Genomic DNA, 20,222 nt, shown 5'->3' with positions numbered 1-20,222 from the left:
GCGGCCGCACGAGCATCCGTGTTCTCGCCGCGGACGGTTGATCGTTTCGCACTCCGGTATATCGGGATCGACGACGAGTCGATATATTGAGGCCGACCTCCGCCCTCAACCGGGAGAAGCCACATGCCGCGCACGAGCTCCGTCCGATCCGAACGCAGACGAGGCGGCAGAGTTGCACTCGCGCTCCTGGCCGCGGTGATGCTCGTCGCACCGGCGGCCGGCGGGGCGCTCTCCGCATCAGCCGCGGCGACGGTGACCTGGGCGACGTGGGCCCCGCTCACCGGGAGCCCAAACGACTACTCGACGGCCGTCTCGTTCGTCGACCGACCGGCGCTGAGCGCGACGGTCACGAGCGACTCCCGCGGTGGAGTCGGCGTGTTCAGCGGTGGGACGACGTGGCTGTCCGAGGGAACGCCGGTCGGCGCGAAGTACGGCAGCAGCAGGAACAGCCCGTACCTGAACCTCCGTCCGAAGGCCGACAACGCGTCCTCGCCGTCGACGACGACCTACTCGTTCGACCGCCCCACCCCCGCCTCCGGCTGGGCGTTCACGCTCGGCGACATCGACGCCGATGCCGTCCGTCTGTCTGCCGTCACCGCGTCCGGGGCGCGCGCGACCGCCGCCGATCTCGGGTTCCAGGGCGGATTCAACTACTGCGCGCCCGGTGTCGCAGGCAAGCCGTCCTGTGCGGGGGTCGCGGACGACATCCCGGAGTGGGATGCCGACGCTCTCACACTCACCGGCAACGAGCAGGCGCTCGACACCGCGGGAGCTGCGGCGTGGTTCGAACCGACCGTCTCGCTCTCGTCACTGACGATCGAGTTCACGCGTCGCACCGGGTTCCCCGTCTACCAGACCTGGTTCTCGGTCCTCGCCCGTGACATCACCGGCACTGTGACCGACACGGATGCCGGCGCCGGCCTCGAGGGAGCTACCGTCACCCTCATCGACGCGAACGGCGACGTGCTCGGGACGACGGCATCGGGCCCGGGCGGCGCCTACGACTTCCCCGGCCAGATCGCCACCGACGGCTACACCGTCATCGTGACGCCTCCGACGGGCAAGATCGCCGTCGTGGGGTCCGGGACCGCCGACCTGCGCAGCACGGATGCCGTTGTCGACCTGTCGGTGCGGGACATCATCCCGGTAGCGGTATCCGGAACGGTGCGAGACGAGGAAGGCAATCCGGTTCCCGGCGCGATCGTGACGATCCCCACCGACGACGGCGATCTCACGGTGACGACGGGACCGGATGGCACGTATCTGTTCGACGAGGTTCCGGTCGGGACCTGGCAGCCCACGACGACCCCACCAGCGGGGTACGCCCTGTTGACGCCGCCGCCGGCGATCACGATCCCCGAGGGCGATGAGACGCCGATCGAGAACGTCGATGCCGTGCTGGCCGAGAACCCCTCGCTGTCCGGACACGTGACCATCGCGGGTGAGGGCGTTGCCGGTGTCACCCTGCATCTCGAAGGGCCGAGCGGTCCGCTGACCACCGTGACGGACGCCGACGGCGCGTATTCCTTCCCCGGACTGCCGGTCGGCGAATACACCGTGTCCGTCGGCCCGGAGGACATCCCCGCAGGGACCTATCGCTACACGGCGTCGCGCACGCATCCGGTGAACGAGGACGTCGTGAACGCGGACTTCGCTCTCGGCCGTTACGGCACCGTCATCGGGGCCGTCCTCGATGACGCCGGCGCTCCCGTTCCGGGTGTGACGCTGAACATCAGCTCCGTCGGGCAATCCTCGTCGGTCACCACCGCCGACGACGGCACCTACAGCGTGACCGACCTGCGGAACGGGCGGCACACGATCGAGGTCATCGCGCCGGACGGATACGAGATCGTGGGCTCGCCGACGATCACCGTGACGATCACGGATGTCGGCGAGATCTTCATCGACCAGAACTTCACCCTCGTCGCCGTCGGCCCCGGGGATCCGGATGCGGATGCCGACGCCGGCGTCGACGCAGACGCCGGAGTGGACGCGGATGCCGGAGTGGACGCGGATGCCGCGGTTGACGCGGTTGACGCGGACGCTGCCGTCGATGCGGATGCCGGAGTGGACGCCGACGCCGCGGTTGGCGCGGACGCCGCGGTCGACGCGGACGCCGCCGCCGATGCGGACGCCGGAGTGGACGCCGACGCCACGGTCGACGCGGACGCTGCCGTCGATGCGGATGCCGCGGTTGACGCGGACGCCGGAGCCGACGCCGATGTTGCGGTCGACGCGGACGCCGCAGTCGATGCGGACGCCGGAGCCGACGCCGATGCCGCAGTCGACGCGGACGCCGGAGCCGACGCCGATGCCGCAGTCGATGCCGCAGTCGATGCGGACGCTGCCGTTGACGCCGACGCCGGCGTGGACGCTGCCGTCGAAGCCGACGCCGCGGTCGACCCGGGTGCCGCGGTCGACGCCGACGCGGCCGCCGATGCGGTCGCGGAGGTCGATACCGACGCCGACGCGGACATCGACACCGCCGCAGCCTCCGACGCCGATTCCACGGCCGACGCGAACGCCGCCGCCGATACCGCAGCCGACGCAGACCCGGCCGCAGGCTCCGAAGCGACCGCCGATGCCGTGGGATCCACCGCGGATGCCGTGGGAGGCACCGTCGGTGCCGGCGCGGACGCCACGGCCGCAGGGACCGATCCGACCGACGCCGGCACATCCGGCGGCGGCACGGGCAGCACCAGCGGCAGCGATCCGACCGACCCGGAGGACCTCGCCACCACCGGTGCACCGTTCCCGGTCGCGCTCGTCGGCCTCGGAGCGTTCGCGATCGGCGCCGGCGCGTTGCTGATGATCCGCCGGGGGCGCGCCGCGACCCGCTGATCCGGCGGGCGCCGCACGGTGCCATGATGAATTCCAGCGGACGGCTCGACGCAGCAGCCTCCGTCGGGAGGCAGTCATGTCCGAGAAGATCGCCGCGGCACCGGCCCTGATCGAGCGCGCCGGCATCGAGATCATCCCCGAGTCCGAGCGCACTGCACGACCACGTGACCTGTTCTGGCCGTGGTTCGCCGCCAACGTGTCGGTGTTCGGCATGTCGTACGGATCGTTCGTGCTCGGTTTCGGCATCTCGTTCTGGCAGGCGACGCTGGTGTCGATCATCGGCATCGTGGTGTCGTTCCTGCTGTGCGGGCTGATCGCCATCGCCGGCAAGCGCGGATCGGCTCCGACCATGGTGCTCTCGCGCGCCGCGTTCGGCGTTCAGGGGCAGAAGGTGCCGGGCATCGTGAGCTGGCTGACGTCGATCGGCTGGGAGACGTTCCTGGCGATCATGGCGGTGCTCGCGACCGCCACCGTCATCACCCAGCTCGGCGGTGACGGCGACAGCGTGTGGCTGAAGATCACAGCCACCGCCATCGTCGCGGCGCTCATCGTCGCGGCATCCGTGCTGGGCTATCACACGATCATGCGGCTGCAGTCGGTGCTCACCTGGATCACCGGCGTCGTGACGATCCTGTACATCATCCTCGCCTCCTCGAGCATCGACTTCGCGGCGGTCATGGCGCTGCCCGCCGGTAACGTCGGGCAGGTCACCGGCGCGCTGGTCATGGTCATGACCGGGTTCGGCCTCGGCTGGATCAACATCGCCGCCGACTGGTCGCGCTATCAGAAGCGGACGGCCTCGGATGGCGCGATCGTCGCCTGGAACACGATCGGCGGCTCGGTCGCCCCGGTGATCCTGGTGGTCTTCGGCATCCTGCTGGCCGGTTCGGATGCCGAGCTCAGCGCTGCCATCGCCGCCGATCCGATCGGCGCCCTGGCGACCATCCTGCCGACCTGGGTGCTCGTGCCCTTCCTGCTCACCGCCGTGCTCGCGCTCGTCTCGGGCGCCGTCCTGGGCATCTACTCCTCCGGGCTGACGCTGCTCAGCCTCGGCATCCGCATCCCGCGCCCTTCGGCGGCGGCGATCGACGGCGTGATCCTCACGATCGGAACCATCGTCGTCGTGTTCTTCGCGACCGACTTCCTCGGCCCCTTCCAGAGCTTCCTCATCACGCTCGGAGTCCCGCTCGCGTCGTGGGCGGGCATCCTCATCGCCGACATCCTGCGACGGAAGAAGGACTACGACGAGGCCGCCCTGTTCGACAGTTCAGGACGCTACGGCGCGTGGGACTGGACCTCGATCGGCACCATGATCGTGACGAGCCTGATCGGCTGGGGCCTGGTGGTGAACAACTTCGCCGATGCCGCGCCGTGGAACAACTGGCAGGGCTATCTGCTGTTCCTGATCGGCGGCCGGGACGGCGAATGGGCGTACGCGAACCTCGGCGTCTTCTTCGCGCTGGTGCTGTCGTTCCTCGTGACCTGGTTCGCCCGCGCCGCGAAGATCCGGCGGCAGGAGCAGGCGTGACGCGCGCCGACTGGCTCGTCGTCGTCGACCCGCAGACGATCTTCGCCTCGCCGACGTCGGCCTGGGGATCGCCGTTCTTCGGAAAGGCGATGCCGCGGATCCGCGAGCTGGCCGATGCGTTCGGCGAGAACGTCGTCGTCACGCGCTGGATCCCGACCGCCGACCGCACCACGTCGTGGGGCGACTACTTCGCGGCCTGGCCGTTCGCCGACCAGCCGCCGACCGATCCGCTGTTCGATCTCGTGCCCGAGGCCGCGGGGCTGTCACGGCATCCGACCCTGGATCTGCCCACCTTCGGGAAGTGGGGTGCCGAGCTCGAGGCGATCGTCGGGCGCGGAGCGCGCGTGGTGCTGGCCGGGGTCTCGACGGACTGCTGCGTCCTCTCGACCGCGCTGGCCGCAGCGGATGCCGGGGCGCACGTCACGGTCGCCGTCGACGCGTGCGCCGGCTCGACGGCGGAGAACCACGCCGCAGCGGTGCAGGTGATGGGGCTGTATCCCCCGCAGATCATGATGAGCGATACCGCGACGGTGCTCGCCGCGCGGTGAGCGCGCAGCCGGACACGCCGGGTGCGCCAGGGCTCGGCCGGGACACGTGTCGGGAGATCCCCCGGATGTCGGGAGAAAGGCCGCGCGATCGACGGCCATCCGTGAATCGTCCTGACATCTGCATCGCGCACGGACCGGTCCGGGGTCGGATCCGGAGCGGGCGACGCGGGTCAGGCGGCGCGGACCACGGCGACCACGTCTGCCGGGCTCCCCCGCCACGGCGCACCGTGCCCTGGCAGCACCCAGGATGCCGAGACATCGGCGAGCCGGTCGAGCGAGGCGTCCGCCACGGCGGGTTCGTCGGTGAACGGCGCGGGCTGCGCGCCTTCGCGTCCGGTCAGCACATGGCGCGTGGTCAGCGCGTCGCCCACGCAGACGGCATCCGCCGCGGGGATGTGGACGGCGATGCTGCCGGGCGAGTGGCCCGGCATTCCGATGATGACGGGCGCACCCGGAAGGTCCAGGACGTCACCGTCCGAGATCTCGACGACATCCTGCACGTACTGCGTGCGCATCCCCCGCTTGCGCAACCCGTACGCGAAGAAGCCGAGCGTGGGCCGGAGCCGCGCCGGCCCCATCGGCGTCTTGGGCTTCTCACCCGTGCGAGCGCGATGCGCGTCGGCGGCGTGCACGAAGATCGGCGCACCGGTCTCCTGGAGCAGCCGCTGGGCGAACCCGATGTGATCGCTGTCACCGTGCGTGAGTATGAGCCCTCGGATGTCCGAGAGGGAACGTCCGATGAGCGCGAGCTCATCCTGCAGGTCGGTCCAGTGACCTGGCAGTCCGGCGTCGACGAGCGTGATCCCTTCGGGCAGATCGATGAGATACGAGGCGACGATGTCGTTGCCGAGGCGGTGCAGGTGCGGCGCGAGCTTCATGTGCGGTCCTTCCAGATGACATGGCTACGATATGTAGCTATCATGGCTACTGTCAATAGCTATGGAGGATCGGATGCCGACACCCGAACGCACCTCGTACGCGGAGATCGTCGCCGCGGGGCGAGAGATCCTCGAACAGTCAGGACCCGCCGGACTCACCATGCAGGCCGTGGCGACAAGGGTCGGAGTCCGAGCACCATCGCTCTACAAGCGCGTGAGGGATCGGGACGCACTGCTCGCCGCCGTGACCGAAGCTGTCGTCGACGACCTCGCCGTTCGCCTGGATGCCTCGGGCGACGACCTCTCGGGACTCGCAGCCGCGTACCGCGAGTACGCGCAGGAGAATCCGGAGGGGTTCCGGCTGATGTTCACGGCAGCGGCACCCCTGGCGTCCCTCGACCGGGCCGCCAGGCCCGTTCTCCGCGCGGCGGCCGAGCTGGTCGGAGAGGACGCGGCCCTGGACGCCGCGCGCCTGTTCACCGCCTGGGCGACCGGCTTCCTGCAGATGGAGCTCGCCGGCGCCTTCCGTCTCGGCGGCGACGTCGACCGGGCGTTCGCCTACGGCCTGGAGCGCATCATCGCCGGACTGCAGGCGTGACGCGGGCGCCGTCCATCCGCGATCACCTGCCACACTGAGCGCTGGGAGGATCCATGACCATGCCGGATGCCGAGACGACTGAAACCGCGCCCGTGAAGCCACGGCGACGCTGGCGGAAGACGAAGATCACTCTCGGCATCCTGGTCGCCGTCGTGCTCGCCGTCATGGCCGTGTCCTCGCTCACCCCGTGGCCCAGTGCCATGGCGATCCGCGCCGTCTTCACGCAGGGCGGCGACGCCACCGCGAAGGAGATGGAGGGTCACGTCCCCGACACGGCGCTCACCGAGACGCTGGATGTCGCCTACACCGACGAGGGCGCCGACACGACCATGGACGTGTTCACCCCGGCATCCGCCGACGGTCCGCTGCCGACCATCGTGTGGATCCATGGCGGAGCGTGGGTCTCCGGATCGAAGGAGAACGCCGATCCGTACCTGCGGATCCTCGCCGCCGAGGGCTACACGACCATCGCCGTGAACTACACGCTGGGCCCCGAGGGCGCCTACCCGACGGCGGTGAACCAGCTCAACGAGGGGCTCGCCTACATCGACGAGCACGCCGCCGAGCTGAACGTCGATGCGTCGCAGATCGTCCTGGCCGGCGACTCGGCCGGCGCCCAGCTGGCCAGCCAGATGGCGACGATCATGACGAGTGCGGACTACGCCGAGATCATGTCGGTCACACCGGCGCTGAAGGCGGATCAGGTCGTCGCGACAGTGCTGAACTGCGGCGTGTACGACCTGGCCGCCCTGGCGGCACTCGATGGCATCGTCGGGTGGGGACTGAAGTCGTCGATGTGGGCGTACGCCGGAACCAAGAACTGGGCCGAGGACTCGTCCGGCGCGACCATGTCGACCGTGAACTGGGTGACGGCGGAGTTCCCCACCACCTACATCTCGGGTGGCAACGGCGACGGGCTCACCTGGCTCCAGTCCATTCCGATGGCCGATCGTCTGACGGAACTTGGTGTCGACGTCACGACGCAGTTCTGGCCGGCAGCGCACGAACCGGCACTGCCGCACGAGTACCAGTTCCATCTGGACATGCCGGACGCGCAGACCGCCCTGCAAGAGACGATCGACTTCCTGGACGCGCACACGACCCCCTGAACGCACGTTTCAGACCTGTGACGGTCGTCACGCAAGTGATACTGTTCGAGCGTGACCTCCGAACAGAACGAACGCGCCCTGGAAGACGGCATCGTCACCGATCTCCGTGACCGGATGACGTACGGCTCCTACCTCGAGCTGGACACGCTGCTGTCGGCCCAGCATCCGGTCAGCCGACCGGAGCACCACGACGAGATGCTGTTCATCATCCAGCACCAGACCACCGAGCTCTGGCTCAAGCTCCTGCTGCACGAGCTGACCAGCGCCCGGGATCTGCTCGCGAGCGACGACCTGCGCGAAGCGCTCAAGCGCATCGCGCGCGTCAAGCGCATCCAGGACGTCATGACCCAGCAGTGGTCGGTGCTGGCCACGCTCACGCCGACGGAGTACGCCCAGTTCCGTGGCGCGCTGGGCAACTCGTCCGGCTTCCAGTCGGTGCAGTACCGCGCCGTCGAGTTCGCGCTCGGCAACAAGAACGAGCGGATGCTGTCGGTCTTCCGCGATCATCCGGAGAACCTCGCGCTGCTCACGACCGAGTACGAGCGCCCCACGCTCTACGACGAATTCCTCCGTTTCGCCGCCCGCCGCGGGCTGCCCGTGCCCGCCGAGATCCTCGACCGCGATGTCCGCGAGCCGTACCGTCCGCACCCCGAGCTCGTCCCGGCCATCCGCGAGATCTACCAGAACCCGCAGACGCACTGGGATCTGTACGAGGCGTGCGAGGACCTCGTCGATCTCGAGGACAACTTCCAGTTCTGGCGCTTCCGGCATCTGAAGACCGTGACGCGCACGATCGGCATGAAGCACGGCACCGGCGGATCGAGTGGCGCGGCGTTCCTGCAGCGCGCACTGGAGCTGACCTTCTTCCCCGAGCTGTACACCGTCCGCACGGAGATCGGCGGCTGATGCGCGCCGTCACCTGGCTCGACCGCCATGCGCGGTCGTGGCGGCTCGGGGTGGGCCGCGTCGACGACGGCCGCGTCGTGGTGACGGACGAGACGCCGCCGGACGACCTCCCCCACCTGGAGGGCGTCGTGACCGGCGCGTTCACCGACGCGCACGTGCACCTCGCGCTGGTCGACCTCGCTCCGCTGGCGACGTCGGCGCTGGGCATGGTGCTCGACCTCGGATCCGCCCTGGGCAGCCTCGCCCCCGTCCCCGGCGTCACGATCCGCTTCGCGGGTGCGTTTCTCACTCCCCCGGGTGGTTATCCTTCCGATCGCGCGTGGGCACCGACGGGTTCGGTCCGTGAGATCCCCGATGCGGAGGCCGCGGCATCCGCCGTAGCGGAGATGAAGGATGCCGGGGCAACCTGCATCAAGGTCGCCAGCAATCGAACCGCGGGCCCGGTGTTCTCGGACGAGCTGTTCGCCGCGATCGTCCGGATCGCGGCATCCGTGGACCTGACCGTCGTCGCGCACGCGGAGGGGCCCGGCGAAGCGCAGCGCGTGGCTCGGCTGGGTGCGGGAGTTCTGGCGCACGCACCGTTCAGCGAGCGCCTCACCGATGACGAGATCGCCGCGCAGGCGGGTTCCGTGCGGTGGATCTCCACCCTGGCGATCCACGAGGGCGAGACGTACGACATCGCGGTCGACAACGTGCGCCGCTTCCGCGCAGCTGGCGGGACCGTGCACTACGGCACCGACATGGGCAACGGCCCGACTCCGGTCGGGCTCAATGCGGGCGAGATCGCGGCGCTGCGGGATGCCGGAATCGATGGCGCCGATCTGCTGCGCGCCCTCTCGCCGGGCGATCCGCTCGACGCGGCGACGCGGCTGCTGTTCTCCCCCGGGGCAACGCCCGAGACCGCCGACCCGCTGCACGCCCGACCGCTCACCCCCGCCGACCTGGAGGCCTGACATGACCGACCTGCTCGCGCTCGCCCGCGACCTCGACGCCGCCGATCCGCTCGCCGGGCACCTGGGCGCGTTCTCTGCAGCCCCTGGCGTCACCGCGTATCTCGATGGCAACTCGCTCGGGCGCCCGCTCGCCTCGACGGCCGATCGGATCGCCGACTTCGTACGAGACGACTGGGGCACGCGCCTCATCCGCTCGTGGGACGAGCAGTGGATGTCGCTGCCCACACGACTCGGCGACCGCATCGGTGCCGCGTGCCTCGGGGCGGCTGCAGGGCAGACGGTCGTCGCCGACTCCACGACCGTGCTGTTGTACAAGCTCATGCGCGCCGGCGTCGCCGGACGTCCCGACCGCCGCGAACTGGTCATCGAGGAGGGCAATTTCCCCACCGACCGCTTCGTCGCCGAAGGCGTCGCGGCCGAGCACGGTCTGACGCTGCGCTGGATCGCGCCCGACCCGGTGCGGGGCGTGCAGGCATCCGACGTCGCCGCCGTTGTTTCGGACCAGACGGCGCTCGTCGTGCTCAGCCATGTCGACTACCGCTCCGGTGCGCTCGCGGACATGGCCGGCATCACCCGGATCGTGCACGAGGCGGGCGCGCTCGCGCTCTGGGACCTGTGCCACTCGGTCGGCGTCATCCCCATGCAGCTGGACGCCTGGGGCGTCGACCTCGCCGTCGGCTGCACGTACAAGTACCTGAACGGCGGCCCTGGGTCGCCGGCGTTCGCCTATGTGCGCAGCGGGCTGCACGGTGTTCTGCGGCAGCCGATCCAGGGCTGGATGGGCGCCGCCGACGTGTTCGCCATGGGGTCGACCTACGCGCCGGACCCCGGCATCCGCCAGCTGATCAGCGGGACGCCACCGGTCGTCGGGATGCTCGCCATGCAAGGGATGCTGGAGCACATCGAAGAGGCCGGGATCGACGCGATCCGGGCGAAGTCGATCTCGCTCACCGATCTGGTGCTCCGGGCGTACGACGAGGAGCTGGCGCCGCGCGGCGTACGGCTGCTGAGTCCGCGGGATGCCGCGGTGCGCGGCAGCCACGTGTCGATCGGGCATCCCGATTTCCAGCGCGTGACGCAGGAGCTGTGGGCGGACGGCGTGATCCCCGACTTCCGGTTCCCCGACGGCATCCGGCTGGGCGTATCGCCGCTGAGCACATCGCACGTCGAGGCGGTCTCCGGCGTCCTGGCGGTCAGGGACGCTCTGTGAGCGACGCGGCGCGTTTCGACTCGGGTGTCTCCGCCGTGCTCGCGAGGCGCACGAAGGAGCATCCCCCTCGCTCGTTGAGCGAGGGAAGCGAGTCGAAACGCAGCCACCGACAGGACACGTCCCCCGGCGCCGCCGAGGACGACTTCGACGCTCGTCCGGGCAGCACGGCATCCCTGCTGCGCACCGTCGTCGGCCTGTACCTGCGACCGCTGGGCGGATGGATCTCGACGGCCGATCTCGTGCAGCTCGCCGGCGACCTCGGCATCCCGGCATCCCGAGCGCGCACCGGCATCGCCCGGCTGAAGCAGCGGGGCCTGCTGACGGCCGAACGGACGGATGCCGCGGGCTACCGCCTCGACCCGGCTGCGCTCCCGATGCTCGAACGCGGCGACCGGAGGATCTTCGACATCCGCATCATGTCGGAGGGCGAGCAGTGGTGTCTGATCTCCTATTCGATCCCCGAGTCGCGGCGGGGGCTGCGGCATCGGCTGCGGCGCGGCCTGCAGTGGCTCGGCGCCGGCGCGGTCTCGCCCGCGCTGTGGATCCTGCCCGGGCACCTGGCAGACGAGGCCGAAGACCTGTTGCGCGCGCTCGACGTCCGCGACACCGCCGTGCTGTTCCGCACGGATGCGCCGATCGTCGCCGGGTCGCTCGCCGAGGCCGTGTCCGACTGGTGGGATCTGACGGCGCTGCGCGCCGAGCACAAACGGTTCCAGGCCGCCGTGTCGGAGCTTCCGGATGCCGCGACCGACCGCGACGCGTTCGCGGCGTACGTCCGTTTGATCGATGCCTGGCGGACGCTGCCGTACCTTGATCCGGGCCTGCCCGCCGAGCTCCTGCCCGCGGACTGGCCGGGAGCGGCCAGCTTCTCCGTCTTCGCCGAACTGTCGGCCGCACTGGCGGCGCGGGCGATGCGGCACGTGTCGACATCGGTCGGACAGATCGGGAGCGACCCTGTCCGGGACGCGCCATAGGATGGGGCCGAACCCGAATCGGAGGAGCCGGATGTCCGCTGAGCGCACGCGCTTCCCTGCCGCCGTCTTTCGCCACGGCACGGAGCCCGACCCGCGTTTCACGCTCGCGAACGAGCGGACCCTCCTCGCCTGGATCCGCACCGCCCTGGGTCTGATCGCCGGTGGCGTCGCACTCGAGGTGCTGGGCCTTGACCTGCACCCGCAGCTGCGCCTGATCGCATCGCTCGTGCTCATCGTCGCCGGCATCGCGACACCGCTGCTGGCATGGGTCGGCTGGATCCGCAGCGAGCGCGCCATGCGCCTGGCGGCACCGCTGCCCGGGTCGCTGCTCGCGCCGGTGGTCGCCGTCGCCGTGACCGTCGCCGGCATCCTGGTGCTCATCGCGGCCCTGCTGTGACGCAGTACGACCCCGGCCTCCAGCCGGAGCGGACACAGCTCGCCTGGCGCCGCACCGCGCTTTCGATCGCCGTGGTGTCGTTGATCGCCGCACGGGCGCTGCCGGCGATCCTCGGCTCGGGGCTCTGGGTGATCCCCGGGGTCGTCGGCGTCGCGGCATCCGCCCTGTTCTGGGTCGCGGCGGCACGGCGGGCGCGGGCGGTCGACCAGGCACTGTCCGGCGGACGCCCCGATCGGATGCCGGATGCCCGGCTGATCGCACTACTGGCGGTGTTCGTCGTGACCGCGGGCGTGCTCGCCCTGGTCGTCCTGCTCGTGGCTGTGCCGCGCTGACCGACGGGTGCCGTCCTCCCCGCGTTTGACCCGGCGCCGTCCGTCCTGCGCGCCACGTGCGTGGATGGACCGGCGGGACGGCTGGCCCGGCGGCGGGAATGGCCCCGCCCTGCGGCCCGCGTTCGCGTCACGCCCCGCGTTCGCGTCACGACCCGCGTTCCGGTCGGGACCCGCGTTCCGGTCGGGACCCGCGTTCCGGTCGGGACCCGCGTTCCGGTCGGGACCCGCGTTCCGGTCGGGACCCGCGTTCCGGTCGGGACCGGAGTTCCGGTCGGGACCGGCGTTCCGGTTACGACCGGCGTTCCGGTCGCAATTCCCGCCGGAACGCTCGTGCATCGCACGGGTCCGGTCGCAGTTCGTGCCGGATAGGCGCGATCTGAGCGGCGCGAACTGCGACCGGAACCACCGGTGCCCGCAGGACAGCGGCGCGAACTGCGACCGGAACGCTGCCCGCCGCAGGAACTGCGGCGGGCAGCGACGACCGGGGACCCCTCAGCCGCGGATCTCGCGGAGGAACGCCGCCACGTTCTCCTGCAGCTTCAGGATGCGCAGGTCACGGGCGGTTTCGCGGTCATAGCCCTCGTAGGCGAGCGGAGGCAGCATCCGGACGTTGCGGGAGCAGCCGAACTCGGCGCACGCGAGCGTGCCGATCGTGTCGCCGTTGCGACCGCGCGGACCCGCCAGCCGCGCCGCGTAGAACTGGACGTCGTTGCGCAGGGTGACGTCTTCGCACCACGTGCACTGCGCACGGGTCCGGATGCGCTGCTCGGCGCGCTGCAAAAGGGCGCCGGTGAGAACGCCGTCGACCTCGGTCACGATGCAGGCGCGACGCGGATGCTTCGCATCCACCCAACCGAGGTAGTCGAGGCGACTGAAGTCGATGTCGGCGAAATCGGCCGGCATCGAGAGTGTGGCGGCTTCCTTGCGGGAGGCGTTGATGAGGGACGCGCGGATCTCGCGCTCGTCGATGGGACGCATGAGAGGTGCTTTCGTACGGCGGCCCGGAGGCCGGAAGTGAAGGTGGAGTGACGGCATCCGCTCAGAGGGATGCCGGGTACGACGTATCGCCGGCGACGGGGGTTCCGCCTCCGGCTGTCGGTCAGCCTCTGCCGCCGGCGCGATGCGCGCCTGCAGCCACCTTCCGCGCCTCAAGGGCGCTCATCGGGAACAGCACCCGGCGAGTTTACACCGGCCGGATCCGAACGCGCCCCGGCATCAGGTGCACGATGACCGGCCGCTGCTCAGCGCACCGGCGCCAGCAGCGGCACGTCGTAGCGGCGCGGGGTTCCGAAACGGTGCGCCGTGATCGAGACGGCCTGCTCGCGCAGGAATGTCAGCAGCTCGACACGGCCGGCCGCCACGACCGGGTTCGCGTACAGCGCCAGGCTCGGAGAACCGTCGACGGCCTCGGCGGTCACCGAGGCATCCGCTCCGATCAGACGGACGCGACCACCGGATGCCGCGAGGCGACGCGCCCGCGCCGCCCACGCCGCATCATCCTCGGTGACGACCGTCACGTCCTGCGCGCCCAGCCACGTGGCGATGCCCGCGGGGAGCGGTGACGCGACGCTCGCCGTCATGCGCGACCCCGCTCGCCGACCGGCCGCCGCGACGCGGATCAGCTCGACCACGCGCTCGCCCTCGAAGCGCAGCGTCACCGGGACCGCCTGGTAGCGCAGCAGGTTCTGCTCGGTGACGAGGCCGGTGGCGTCGCGAACGATGCCGAACTCGGATGCCCAGGCATCGACGTCGGTGGCAAGAGCCCCGCGGAGCCACGAGGCATCCGCACCCTCGACGAGAGCGACGGCCGAAGCGCCCAGCTCGTCGAGCGCGGTGGACGACTGCACCTCGGCATCCGCCCACTCGGACAACCCGACGAGGTAGTTCGGCCCGCCGGCCTTGGACCCGGCGCCGACGGCGGCCTTCTTCCAGCCGCCGAACGGCTGCCGCTGCACGATCGCGCCCGTGGTCCCGCGGTTGACGTAGACGTTGCCCGCCTCGATCGTGGCCAACCACTGCTGGATCTCGTCCTCGTCGAGCGAGTGGATGCCGCTGGTCAGCCCGTAGTCGATGTCGTTGACGATGTCGATCGCCTCGCCGAGCGTGTCGGCCGTCATGATCCCGAGCACGGGGCCGAAGTACTCGACCCGGTGGAACTCGCTGCCGCGGGCCACGCCCTCGCGGATGCCGGGACGCCAGAACTGCCCTGCTTCGTCGAGCTTCTCCGGCTCGAGCAGCCAGGACTCCCCGCCGTGCAGGGTCGTCAGGGCGCCGAGCAGCTTGCCCTCGGCCGGTCCGATCAGCGGCCCGATCCGGTTCGATCCGTCCGACGGCGAGCCGACGTCGTAGGCGCGCACCGCGTCGACGAGCTGGCGGCGGAACCGCTCCGACCGCGCGGCGGAGCCGACCAGCACGACGAGCGAGGCGGCCGAGCACTTCTGGCCTGCGTGGCCGAACGCCGAGTATGCGACGTCCTTCGCGGCGAGGTCGAGATCTGCCGACGGCGTGACGATGATCGCGTTCTTGCCGCTCGTCTCGGCGAGCAGCGGCAGGTCGGTGCGGAAGCCGCGGAACAACTCGGCCGTCTCGAACCCACCGGTGAGGATCACGCGGCCGACGGCCGGGTCGCTGATGAGCTGCTGCCCCAGTTCGCGGCCGTCCAACTGCACGTACTGCAGCACCTCACGCGGAACGCCGGCTTCCCACAGGGCCTCGATCATCACGGCGCCGGAGCGTCGTGCCTGCCGGGCGGGCTTGATGATCACGGGCGAGCCGGTGGCGAGTGCCGACAGCGTTGAGCCGGCCGGGATGGCGACCGGGAAGTTCCACGGCGGGGTCACGACGGTGAGCTCGACGGGACGCATGGTCGCACCGTCGACGTCGGCGAGCGCCCGTGCGGACTCGGCGTAGTAGTGCGCGAAGTCGATCGCCTCGGAGACCTCGGGGTCGCCCTGTTCGATGACCTTGCCCGCTTCGGATCCCATGACCTCGAGCAGGTCGGCACGACGCGCTTCCAGCACATCTCCAGCACGGTGCAGGATCGCGGCGCGCCCCTCGGCACCGAGCGCGCGCCACGCCTCGCCCGCGGCGACGGCCTTCTCGATCACGGCGGCGACCTGCTCCGGCGTCGACAGCGTGTTGGCCGTGACGGTGTCGTACCCCTGGACCGAGTCCGCCATGCGCGAGCGGATGCCGTCGGCCCACACCCGGTTGGCCGCGAGCGACGGGTCGGTGTCCGGGGTGTTCTCGAAACCGTCCGTCAGGGCGGGTACTGCGGGCTGCTGCCGGTCCTGGATCCGGTTCGGGGTGGGGACGTCGGTCGGCACCGAGGTGACTGACGCCAGGAAGCGCTGCTTCTCCCGCTCGAACAGCGCCGGGTCCTCGTCGAGGTCGAAGACGGCCGACATGAAGTTCTCCTGGCTCGCTCCCTCCTCGAGACGGCGGATCAGGTACGCGATCGCGACGTCGAACTCGTCCGGGTGCACCACCGGCGTGTACAGAAGCAGCGATCCGACGGTGCGCTTGATGACCTGCGCCTGGGCGCTCGCCATGCCGAGCAGCATCTCGAACTCGATTCCGGCCGTGACACCGCGGCGCTCCGCGAGCAACCAGGCCAGAGCGACGTCGAACAGGTTGTGTCCCGCGACCCCGACGCGGACGTTCCCGATGTGCTCGGGGCGCAGCGCGTACTCGAGCACCGCCTTGTACGAGGCATCCGACTCCTGCTTGGTCGACCACGTGGCCAGCGGCCAGCCGTGCGTCTCGGCATCCACCGTCTCCATCGGAAGATTGGCGCCCTTGACGACGCGCACCTTGATCGGTGCGCCGCCGTTCGCTGTGCGGGCGGCTGCCCACTCCTGCAAGCGCATCATGGCGCCGAGGGCATCCGGAAGATAGGCCTGCAGCACGATGCCGGCCTCGAGACCATGGAACTCCGGACGATCCAGGATGCCGGTGAACACCGCGATCGTCAGGTCGAGGTCCTTGTACTCCTCCATGTCGAGGTTGATGAACGTGTCGTCCTTCGCCGCGAGTTCGTACAGCGGGTGCAGCGCCTCGGCGGCATGCGCGACCGCCTCGTCGAACGCCCACGGGCTGTGCGGGGCAACCGTGGACGAGACCTTGATGGACACGTAGTCGACGTCGTCGCGCTCGATCAGTCGGCGGGTGCCATCGAGCCGGCGGGATGCCTCGTCGCGGCCGAGGATCGCCTCGCCGAGCAGGTTGACGTTGAGCTTCACGCCCTGCGACTCGCGGATGTGCTTGATCGCGGCGCCGAGCTTCTCGTCGCGCGCATCGACGATGAGGTGGCGCACCATCTGGCGCAGCACGGCGCGGGCGGCGGGGACGACGATGCCCGGGAGCATCGTGGAGGTGGCGCCGCCGATGCCGATCGCCGCGCGCATCGGCGCGGGGAGGAAGCCGGGGGTCAGCGGCACGAGCTCCTTGAGCCTGCGGGCGGCGACCCTGGTGTCCTCGGGGCGGACCACGCCGTCCACGAAGCCGACGGTGAAGTCCAACCCGTGCTCGTCGCGCAGGACGCCGGCGAGGCGCTCGCCCGCGGCATCCACCGGCACCTCCCGGCTCTCGACGAGCCACTGCCTGACCAGCGCGACGGCGTCGTCGGCGAGATCTGCGAGGTCGGAGACGGATGCTTCGGCGGAGGCCGCAGGTGTGCTCATGGTCTCAGTGTGCGCTTCGTGGATTGGTCATGAAAAGCGCACGTTTACGATGGATACTGTTCGAGATCATCGATGTTTTCCTGGGGGTGCCGTGTTCGAGCTGAGACGCCTGCGACTGCTGCATGAACTGGCGCTGCGCGGCACCATCGCCGAGGTCGCCGCTTCGCTGGGGTACAGCGCCTCGACGGTGTCGCAGCAGCTCGCCCAGCTGGAACGCGAAGCCGGGGTGTCGCTGCTCGAACCCGACGGACGACGCGTCCGGCTGACCGCGCAGGGCCGTGTGCTCGCCGCGCACGCCGCGCGGGCGCTCGAATCGGACGAAGCGGCTCGTGCCGAGCTGTCGAGCTCGCAGAACACTCCGACGCGGGTGCGCATCGCCGTCATGCCGACGGCGGCGGAGGCGCTCGTCCCCGCCGCGCTCACGACCCTGACGAAGCGAATGCCGGAGCTGCGCGTCGAGATGCGCGAACTGGCGCCGGAGGTCGCCCTGTTCGAGCTGCAGGCACGGGCGTTCGACCTCGTGGTGGCGGAGCAGTACCCGGGACACACGCGTCCGGTGAGCGAGGGGATCGATCGGACGCTGCTCAGGCGGGATCCGATCCGGCTGGCGGTACCGCGCGGCGATCCGGCATCCGACTTGACCGAACTGCGCGATCGCGCGTGGGTCCTGGAGCCGCAGGGTGCTGCCGTCCGGCGGTGGGCCGAGCAGCAGTGCCGGGCAGCGGGATTCGAGCCGGACGTCCGATACGAGGCGACCGATCTGGTCGCGCACGCCCGCCTCGTCGCAGCAGGTCATGCGGTGGCCATGCTGCCGGATCTCATCTGGACCGGAGATCATGCGAGCGTGCGTCTACTCGAGCTGCCCGGTTCGCCCGTGCGCGAGATCTTCGCGGCGACCAGGGCGTCATCGCGCGACAACGCCGCGGTCGTCGCCGTGCGCGATGCCCTGACCGAGGCCCTCGAGGCCCACCGCCCGCACTGAGCCGGTTTGTTTCGGCGCGTGTCGGCGCCGCTTCCGTGAACAGCGGCCCCGTCTTACTCTTGCTGGAACGCCCCGACCGTCAGGAGATCATCGTGTCCACGCCGCAACCCGCCTTCTCGCCCCTCCAGGTGCGTGAGCGTGCGGCGTGCATGTGCGACCACGGTGACGTCTGCTCCTCGTTCGCGCCGGGGCACGCCCTGCACCTGATCCAGGCTCGGCTGGCGTCGGCGACGCCGACCGAGTGGATCGACGGGATCGTCGAGTCCGCGGATGCCGTGACCGGCTCCCTGATCGTGCGCGACCTGGACGGCACGGCGCACACGCTGTGGAACGGCTCGGGCGCCGCGCTCGAAGCCGGCGCAGGCACGCCGGTGGCGCTGCACCCCCGCTACCACGTGCTGGCCGTCGGCCGCACGCAGTTCAACGTCGCGATCTGAGCTCGCCGGAACGGCCGCTTCAGGCAGCCGCCATCATCATGTCCTTCATGGCCATGCAGGCGTCCATGCAGGCCTGGCACGACTGAGCGCACATCTTGCAGACCTCGCTGTGGTCGGCGTGCTCCATGCACGAGTCCATGCAGGTCTGGCACATGGCGATGCAGGCGTCGAGCATCGCCATCATGCTCGCCGGAGTCATGCCCTGCATGCGCATCATCGAGCGCATCATCGTGTTGCACATGTCGGCGCAGTTCATGCACGCCGGAGCGCAGTCCATCATCTGCATCGAACAGACCGTGCACGCCTGCTCGCAGGCCGAACACGCGTCCATGCAGGCCTGCATGACGGCCATGTCCATCATGTCCATGCCGGGCATCGACATCATGTCCTTGGACATGGCGCCCATCATCATCGAGTCCATTTCATACCTCGCTTGTCGTCGCGGCTCTCGCCGGTGAGAAGCGGGCAGGAGACCCGCCTGGTGCCAGAGTAGACCCGGAGGCGGGCGTGAGTCGATGGGGAATCCGAGGATGCCGCGGTCGCTCACCATGTCGCACGAACGATGCGGATGACATCGTCGAGGTCGAGGTCCGCCGCTCGCCCTGTCGCGCCGAGCGCGCGCGCGGCGTGCACCACGGCATCCGGGATCGAAACCGCATCGGGGTTCACGCGTGTGCCGGCGCCGATCCGCGTGATCAGGAAGCCGTCCGCCTCGAGCGCCTTGTACGCCTTCCCGACCGTCCCCGGTGCGAGTCCGAGGTCACCGGCGAGCTGCCTCACGGACGGCAGCCGCTCCCCTGCCGGCAGCTGTCCGGTCGTGATGAGCCCCGCGATCTGGTCACGGATCTGCTCGGCGGGCGGGGCACCGCCGGTGGTGACGGAGATGATCATGGTGTCGCCTTGGATGTGGCGCTGCGCGGCTTGGCCAGCGAGACCATGAGTGCGACGATCCACAGGAACAGACCTGCCGCGACCGCGACTTGTCCGGAGACTCGGAGCGCACCCTCGAGCGCGGCGAACGATGTGCCGACCGAGATCGCTCCGGCTGACCCGGCGGCCGTCGTCGTGCCGTACAGCGCGGCCGTTCCGGACAGCGAGGAGAGGACGGCCGCGCAGTGCAGCATGAGTGCACCGGCCGTGACGCGCGCGACGTTCGTGCTGCGCACGCGACGCACTCGGGCGTCCTCATCCGGATCGAACGACAGGGGCGGCCGTGCGATGAGCCCAATCGCGAACGCAGCCACGATCAGCAGGACGCCGATCAGAGCCAACGGCACGACGGAGTAGTACCATCCGTAGATCTCGGTTCCGGCGGTCATCAGCGAACCGATCTCGATCTCGAACATCCGGTGGTCCCCGAAGTCGTCGGGTACTGAGGCGAATCCCGCGCTCAACGTGAGCGCGAGGATGAACAGCACGATCACGGCGACCGCGATGACCCAGCCGATCGGCAGAAAACTGAGCAGCGTCCGCCGTGCGACCTGCGCGACCCCCGGCAGCCGTCGAGTGCGCCCGGGGATGGCAAGGACCGCGACCACAGGGATGCCGACGATGAGCGGCAACGTGTACCGCAAATCAAGCAACCTCATGGTCAACTCCGCCGGCGCGCCCCACAGCCACAGGGCGGCGTCGACATGCGGGACGAGCAGCACGGCGAACCCCACCCCGACGGCGATGATCGACAGCGCCCGGATGCCGGGGCTGAGCGCTCCGTCGCGACGGGTGCGCAGGAACCACCAGAGAACGCCGAGAAGGATGCCGATCACCGGTGGACCGAAGGCGAAGAGCAGATAGAGCGGCATGCGCGCCTCCTCGAGTGTGTCAATCGGTTGATACGCAATGTAGCA

At 70.1% G+C, this 20,222-nt stretch carries 19 protein-coding genes; 13 read left to right on the top strand and 6 right to left on the bottom strand.

From position 1 onward, the window contains the following. The first annotated feature begins 123 nt into the window (after nucleotides 1–123). From M2317_RS06095 to M2317_RS06085, 3 genes are all read left to right on the top strand, one after another. The gene (locus M2317_RS06095) at nucleotides 124–2,841 is read left to right on the top strand and encodes an MSCRAMM family protein (protein ID WP_429458314.1); all 2,718 of its coding nucleotides are present in this window, start codon (nucleotides 124–126) and stop codon (nucleotides 2,839–2,841) included. 76 nt (nucleotides 2,842–2,917) lie between these two features. Further along, nucleotides 2,918–4,369, top strand: a complete 1,452-nt coding sequence (locus tag M2317_RS06090) for a purine-cytosine permease family protein (protein ID WP_429458312.1) — start codon at nucleotides 2,918–2,920, stop codon at nucleotides 4,367–4,369. Then, nucleotides 4,366–4,917 carry a cysteine hydrolase family protein gene (locus tag M2317_RS06085; RefSeq protein WP_429458310.1) on the top strand — a complete coding sequence of 184 codons (552 nt, stop codon included), beginning with the start codon at nucleotides 4,366–4,368 and terminating at the stop codon, nucleotides 4,915–4,917. The genes M2317_RS06090 and M2317_RS06085 overlap by 4 nt, the downstream gene beginning before the upstream one ends. Before the next feature lie 170 nt (nucleotides 4,918–5,087). Here M2317_RS06085 and M2317_RS06080 read toward each other — a convergent pair whose 3' ends face one another. Further along, the gene (locus M2317_RS06080) at nucleotides 5,088–5,795 is read right to left on the bottom strand and encodes an MBL fold metallo-hydrolase (RefSeq protein WP_429458309.1); all 708 of its coding nucleotides are present in this window, start codon (nucleotides 5,793–5,795) and stop codon (nucleotides 5,088–5,090) included. 73 nt (nucleotides 5,796–5,868) lie between these two features. Here M2317_RS06080 and M2317_RS06075 point away from each other — a divergent pair, with 73 nt between their 5' ends. From M2317_RS06075 to M2317_RS06040, 8 genes are read left to right on the top strand one after another with little or no spacing between them, the layout of a single operon-like run. Further along, nucleotides 5,869–6,393, top strand: a complete 525-nt coding sequence (locus M2317_RS06075; RefSeq protein ID WP_429458307.1) for a TetR/AcrR family transcriptional regulator — start codon at nucleotides 5,869–5,871, stop codon at nucleotides 6,391–6,393. Between the two features lie 53 nt (nucleotides 6,394–6,446). Continuing rightward, nucleotides 6,447–7,502: an alpha/beta hydrolase gene (locus tag M2317_RS06070; RefSeq protein WP_429458305.1), complete on the top strand. Its 1,056-nt coding sequence runs from the start codon at nucleotides 6,447–6,449 to the stop codon at nucleotides 7,500–7,502. A gap of 51 nt (nucleotides 7,503–7,553) precedes the next feature. After that, nucleotides 7,554–8,408, top strand: coding sequence for a tryptophan 2,3-dioxygenase (gene kynA / locus M2317_RS06065; protein ID WP_429458304.1), 855 nt, complete (start codon nucleotides 7,554–7,556; stop codon nucleotides 8,406–8,408). Further along, nucleotides 8,408–9,361: an amidohydrolase family protein gene (locus M2317_RS06060; protein WP_429458302.1), complete on the top strand. Its 954-nt coding sequence runs from the start codon at nucleotides 8,408–8,410 to the stop codon at nucleotides 9,359–9,361. Before kynA ends, M2317_RS06060 begins: the two co-directional genes overlap by 1 nt. 1 nt (nucleotide 9,362) lies before the next feature. After that, nucleotides 9,363–10,571: a kynureninase gene (locus M2317_RS06055; RefSeq protein ID WP_429458301.1), complete on the top strand. Its 1,209-nt coding sequence runs from the start codon at nucleotides 9,363–9,365 to the stop codon at nucleotides 10,569–10,571. Continuing rightward, nucleotides 10,568–11,545, top strand: a complete 978-nt coding sequence (locus tag M2317_RS06050; protein ID WP_429458300.1) for a PaaX family transcriptional regulator — start codon at nucleotides 10,568–10,570, stop codon at nucleotides 11,543–11,545. Before M2317_RS06055 ends, M2317_RS06050 begins: the two co-directional genes overlap by 4 nt. A gap of 31 nt (nucleotides 11,546–11,576) precedes the next feature. Further along, complete coding sequence (locus tag M2317_RS06045) at nucleotides 11,577–11,942, top strand: YidH family protein (RefSeq protein ID WP_429458298.1); 366 nt, start codon at nucleotides 11,577–11,579, stop codon at nucleotides 11,940–11,942. Then, nucleotides 11,939–12,274: a DUF202 domain-containing protein gene (locus M2317_RS06040; RefSeq protein ID WP_429458296.1), complete on the top strand. Its 336-nt coding sequence runs from the start codon at nucleotides 11,939–11,941 to the stop codon at nucleotides 12,272–12,274. Before M2317_RS06045 ends, M2317_RS06040 begins: the two co-directional genes overlap by 4 nt. Before the next feature lie 492 nt (nucleotides 12,275–12,766). Here M2317_RS06040 and M2317_RS06035 read toward each other — a convergent pair whose 3' ends face one another. Both M2317_RS06035 and M2317_RS06030 read right to left on the bottom strand, forming a co-directional pair. Next, a complete protein-coding gene (locus tag M2317_RS06035) occupies nucleotides 12,767–13,252 on the bottom strand; it encodes an FBP domain-containing protein (RefSeq protein WP_429458294.1) in 486 nt (161 codons plus the stop codon). A gap of 263 nt (nucleotides 13,253–13,515) precedes the next feature. Next, the gene (locus M2317_RS06030) at nucleotides 13,516–16,956 is read right to left on the bottom strand and encodes a bifunctional proline dehydrogenase/L-glutamate gamma-semialdehyde dehydrogenase (protein WP_429458292.1); all 3,441 of its coding nucleotides are present in this window, start codon (nucleotides 16,954–16,956) and stop codon (nucleotides 13,516–13,518) included. Between the two features lie 91 nt (nucleotides 16,957–17,047). On the opposite strand from M2317_RS06030, the gene M2317_RS06025 reads away from it, so the two are divergent. Further along, nucleotides 17,048–17,938, top strand: a complete 891-nt coding sequence (locus tag M2317_RS06025; protein WP_429458290.1) for a LysR family transcriptional regulator — start codon at nucleotides 17,048–17,050, stop codon at nucleotides 17,936–17,938. A gap of 92 nt (nucleotides 17,939–18,030) precedes the next feature. Further along, nucleotides 18,031–18,375 carry a hypothetical protein gene (locus M2317_RS06020; RefSeq protein ID WP_429458288.1) on the top strand — a complete coding sequence of 115 codons (345 nt, stop codon included), beginning with the start codon at nucleotides 18,031–18,033 and terminating at the stop codon, nucleotides 18,373–18,375. A 19-nt stretch (nucleotides 18,376–18,394) separates the two neighbouring features. On the opposite strand, the gene M2317_RS06015 is transcribed toward M2317_RS06020, so the two are convergent. The 3 genes from M2317_RS06015 to M2317_RS06005 form a co-directional block, all read right to left on the bottom strand. Further along, nucleotides 18,395–18,796 carry a hypothetical protein gene (locus M2317_RS06015; RefSeq protein WP_429458286.1) on the bottom strand — a complete coding sequence of 134 codons (402 nt, stop codon included), beginning with the start codon at nucleotides 18,794–18,796 and terminating at the stop codon, nucleotides 18,395–18,397. 122 nt (nucleotides 18,797–18,918) lie between these two features. Next, entirely contained in the window at nucleotides 18,919–19,266 is a 348-nt protein-coding gene (locus M2317_RS06010) for a GntR family transcriptional regulator (RefSeq protein WP_429458284.1), read from the bottom strand. Beyond that, entirely contained in the window at nucleotides 19,263–20,177 is a 915-nt protein-coding gene (locus M2317_RS06005) for a hypothetical protein (RefSeq protein ID WP_429458282.1), read from the bottom strand. Before M2317_RS06005 ends, M2317_RS06010 begins: the two co-directional genes overlap by 4 nt. Nucleotides 20,178–20,222: the final 45 nt, after the last annotated feature.

Source organism: Microbacterium sp. ZKA21, assembly GCF_050434165.1.
In the GTDB taxonomy this organism is placed as follows: Bacteria; Actinomycetota; Actinomycetes; order Actinomycetales; family Microbacteriaceae; genus Microbacterium.
The sequence above is the reverse complement of the archived record's forward strand: the minus strand, read 5'-3'. Positions and strand labels throughout refer to the sequence as shown.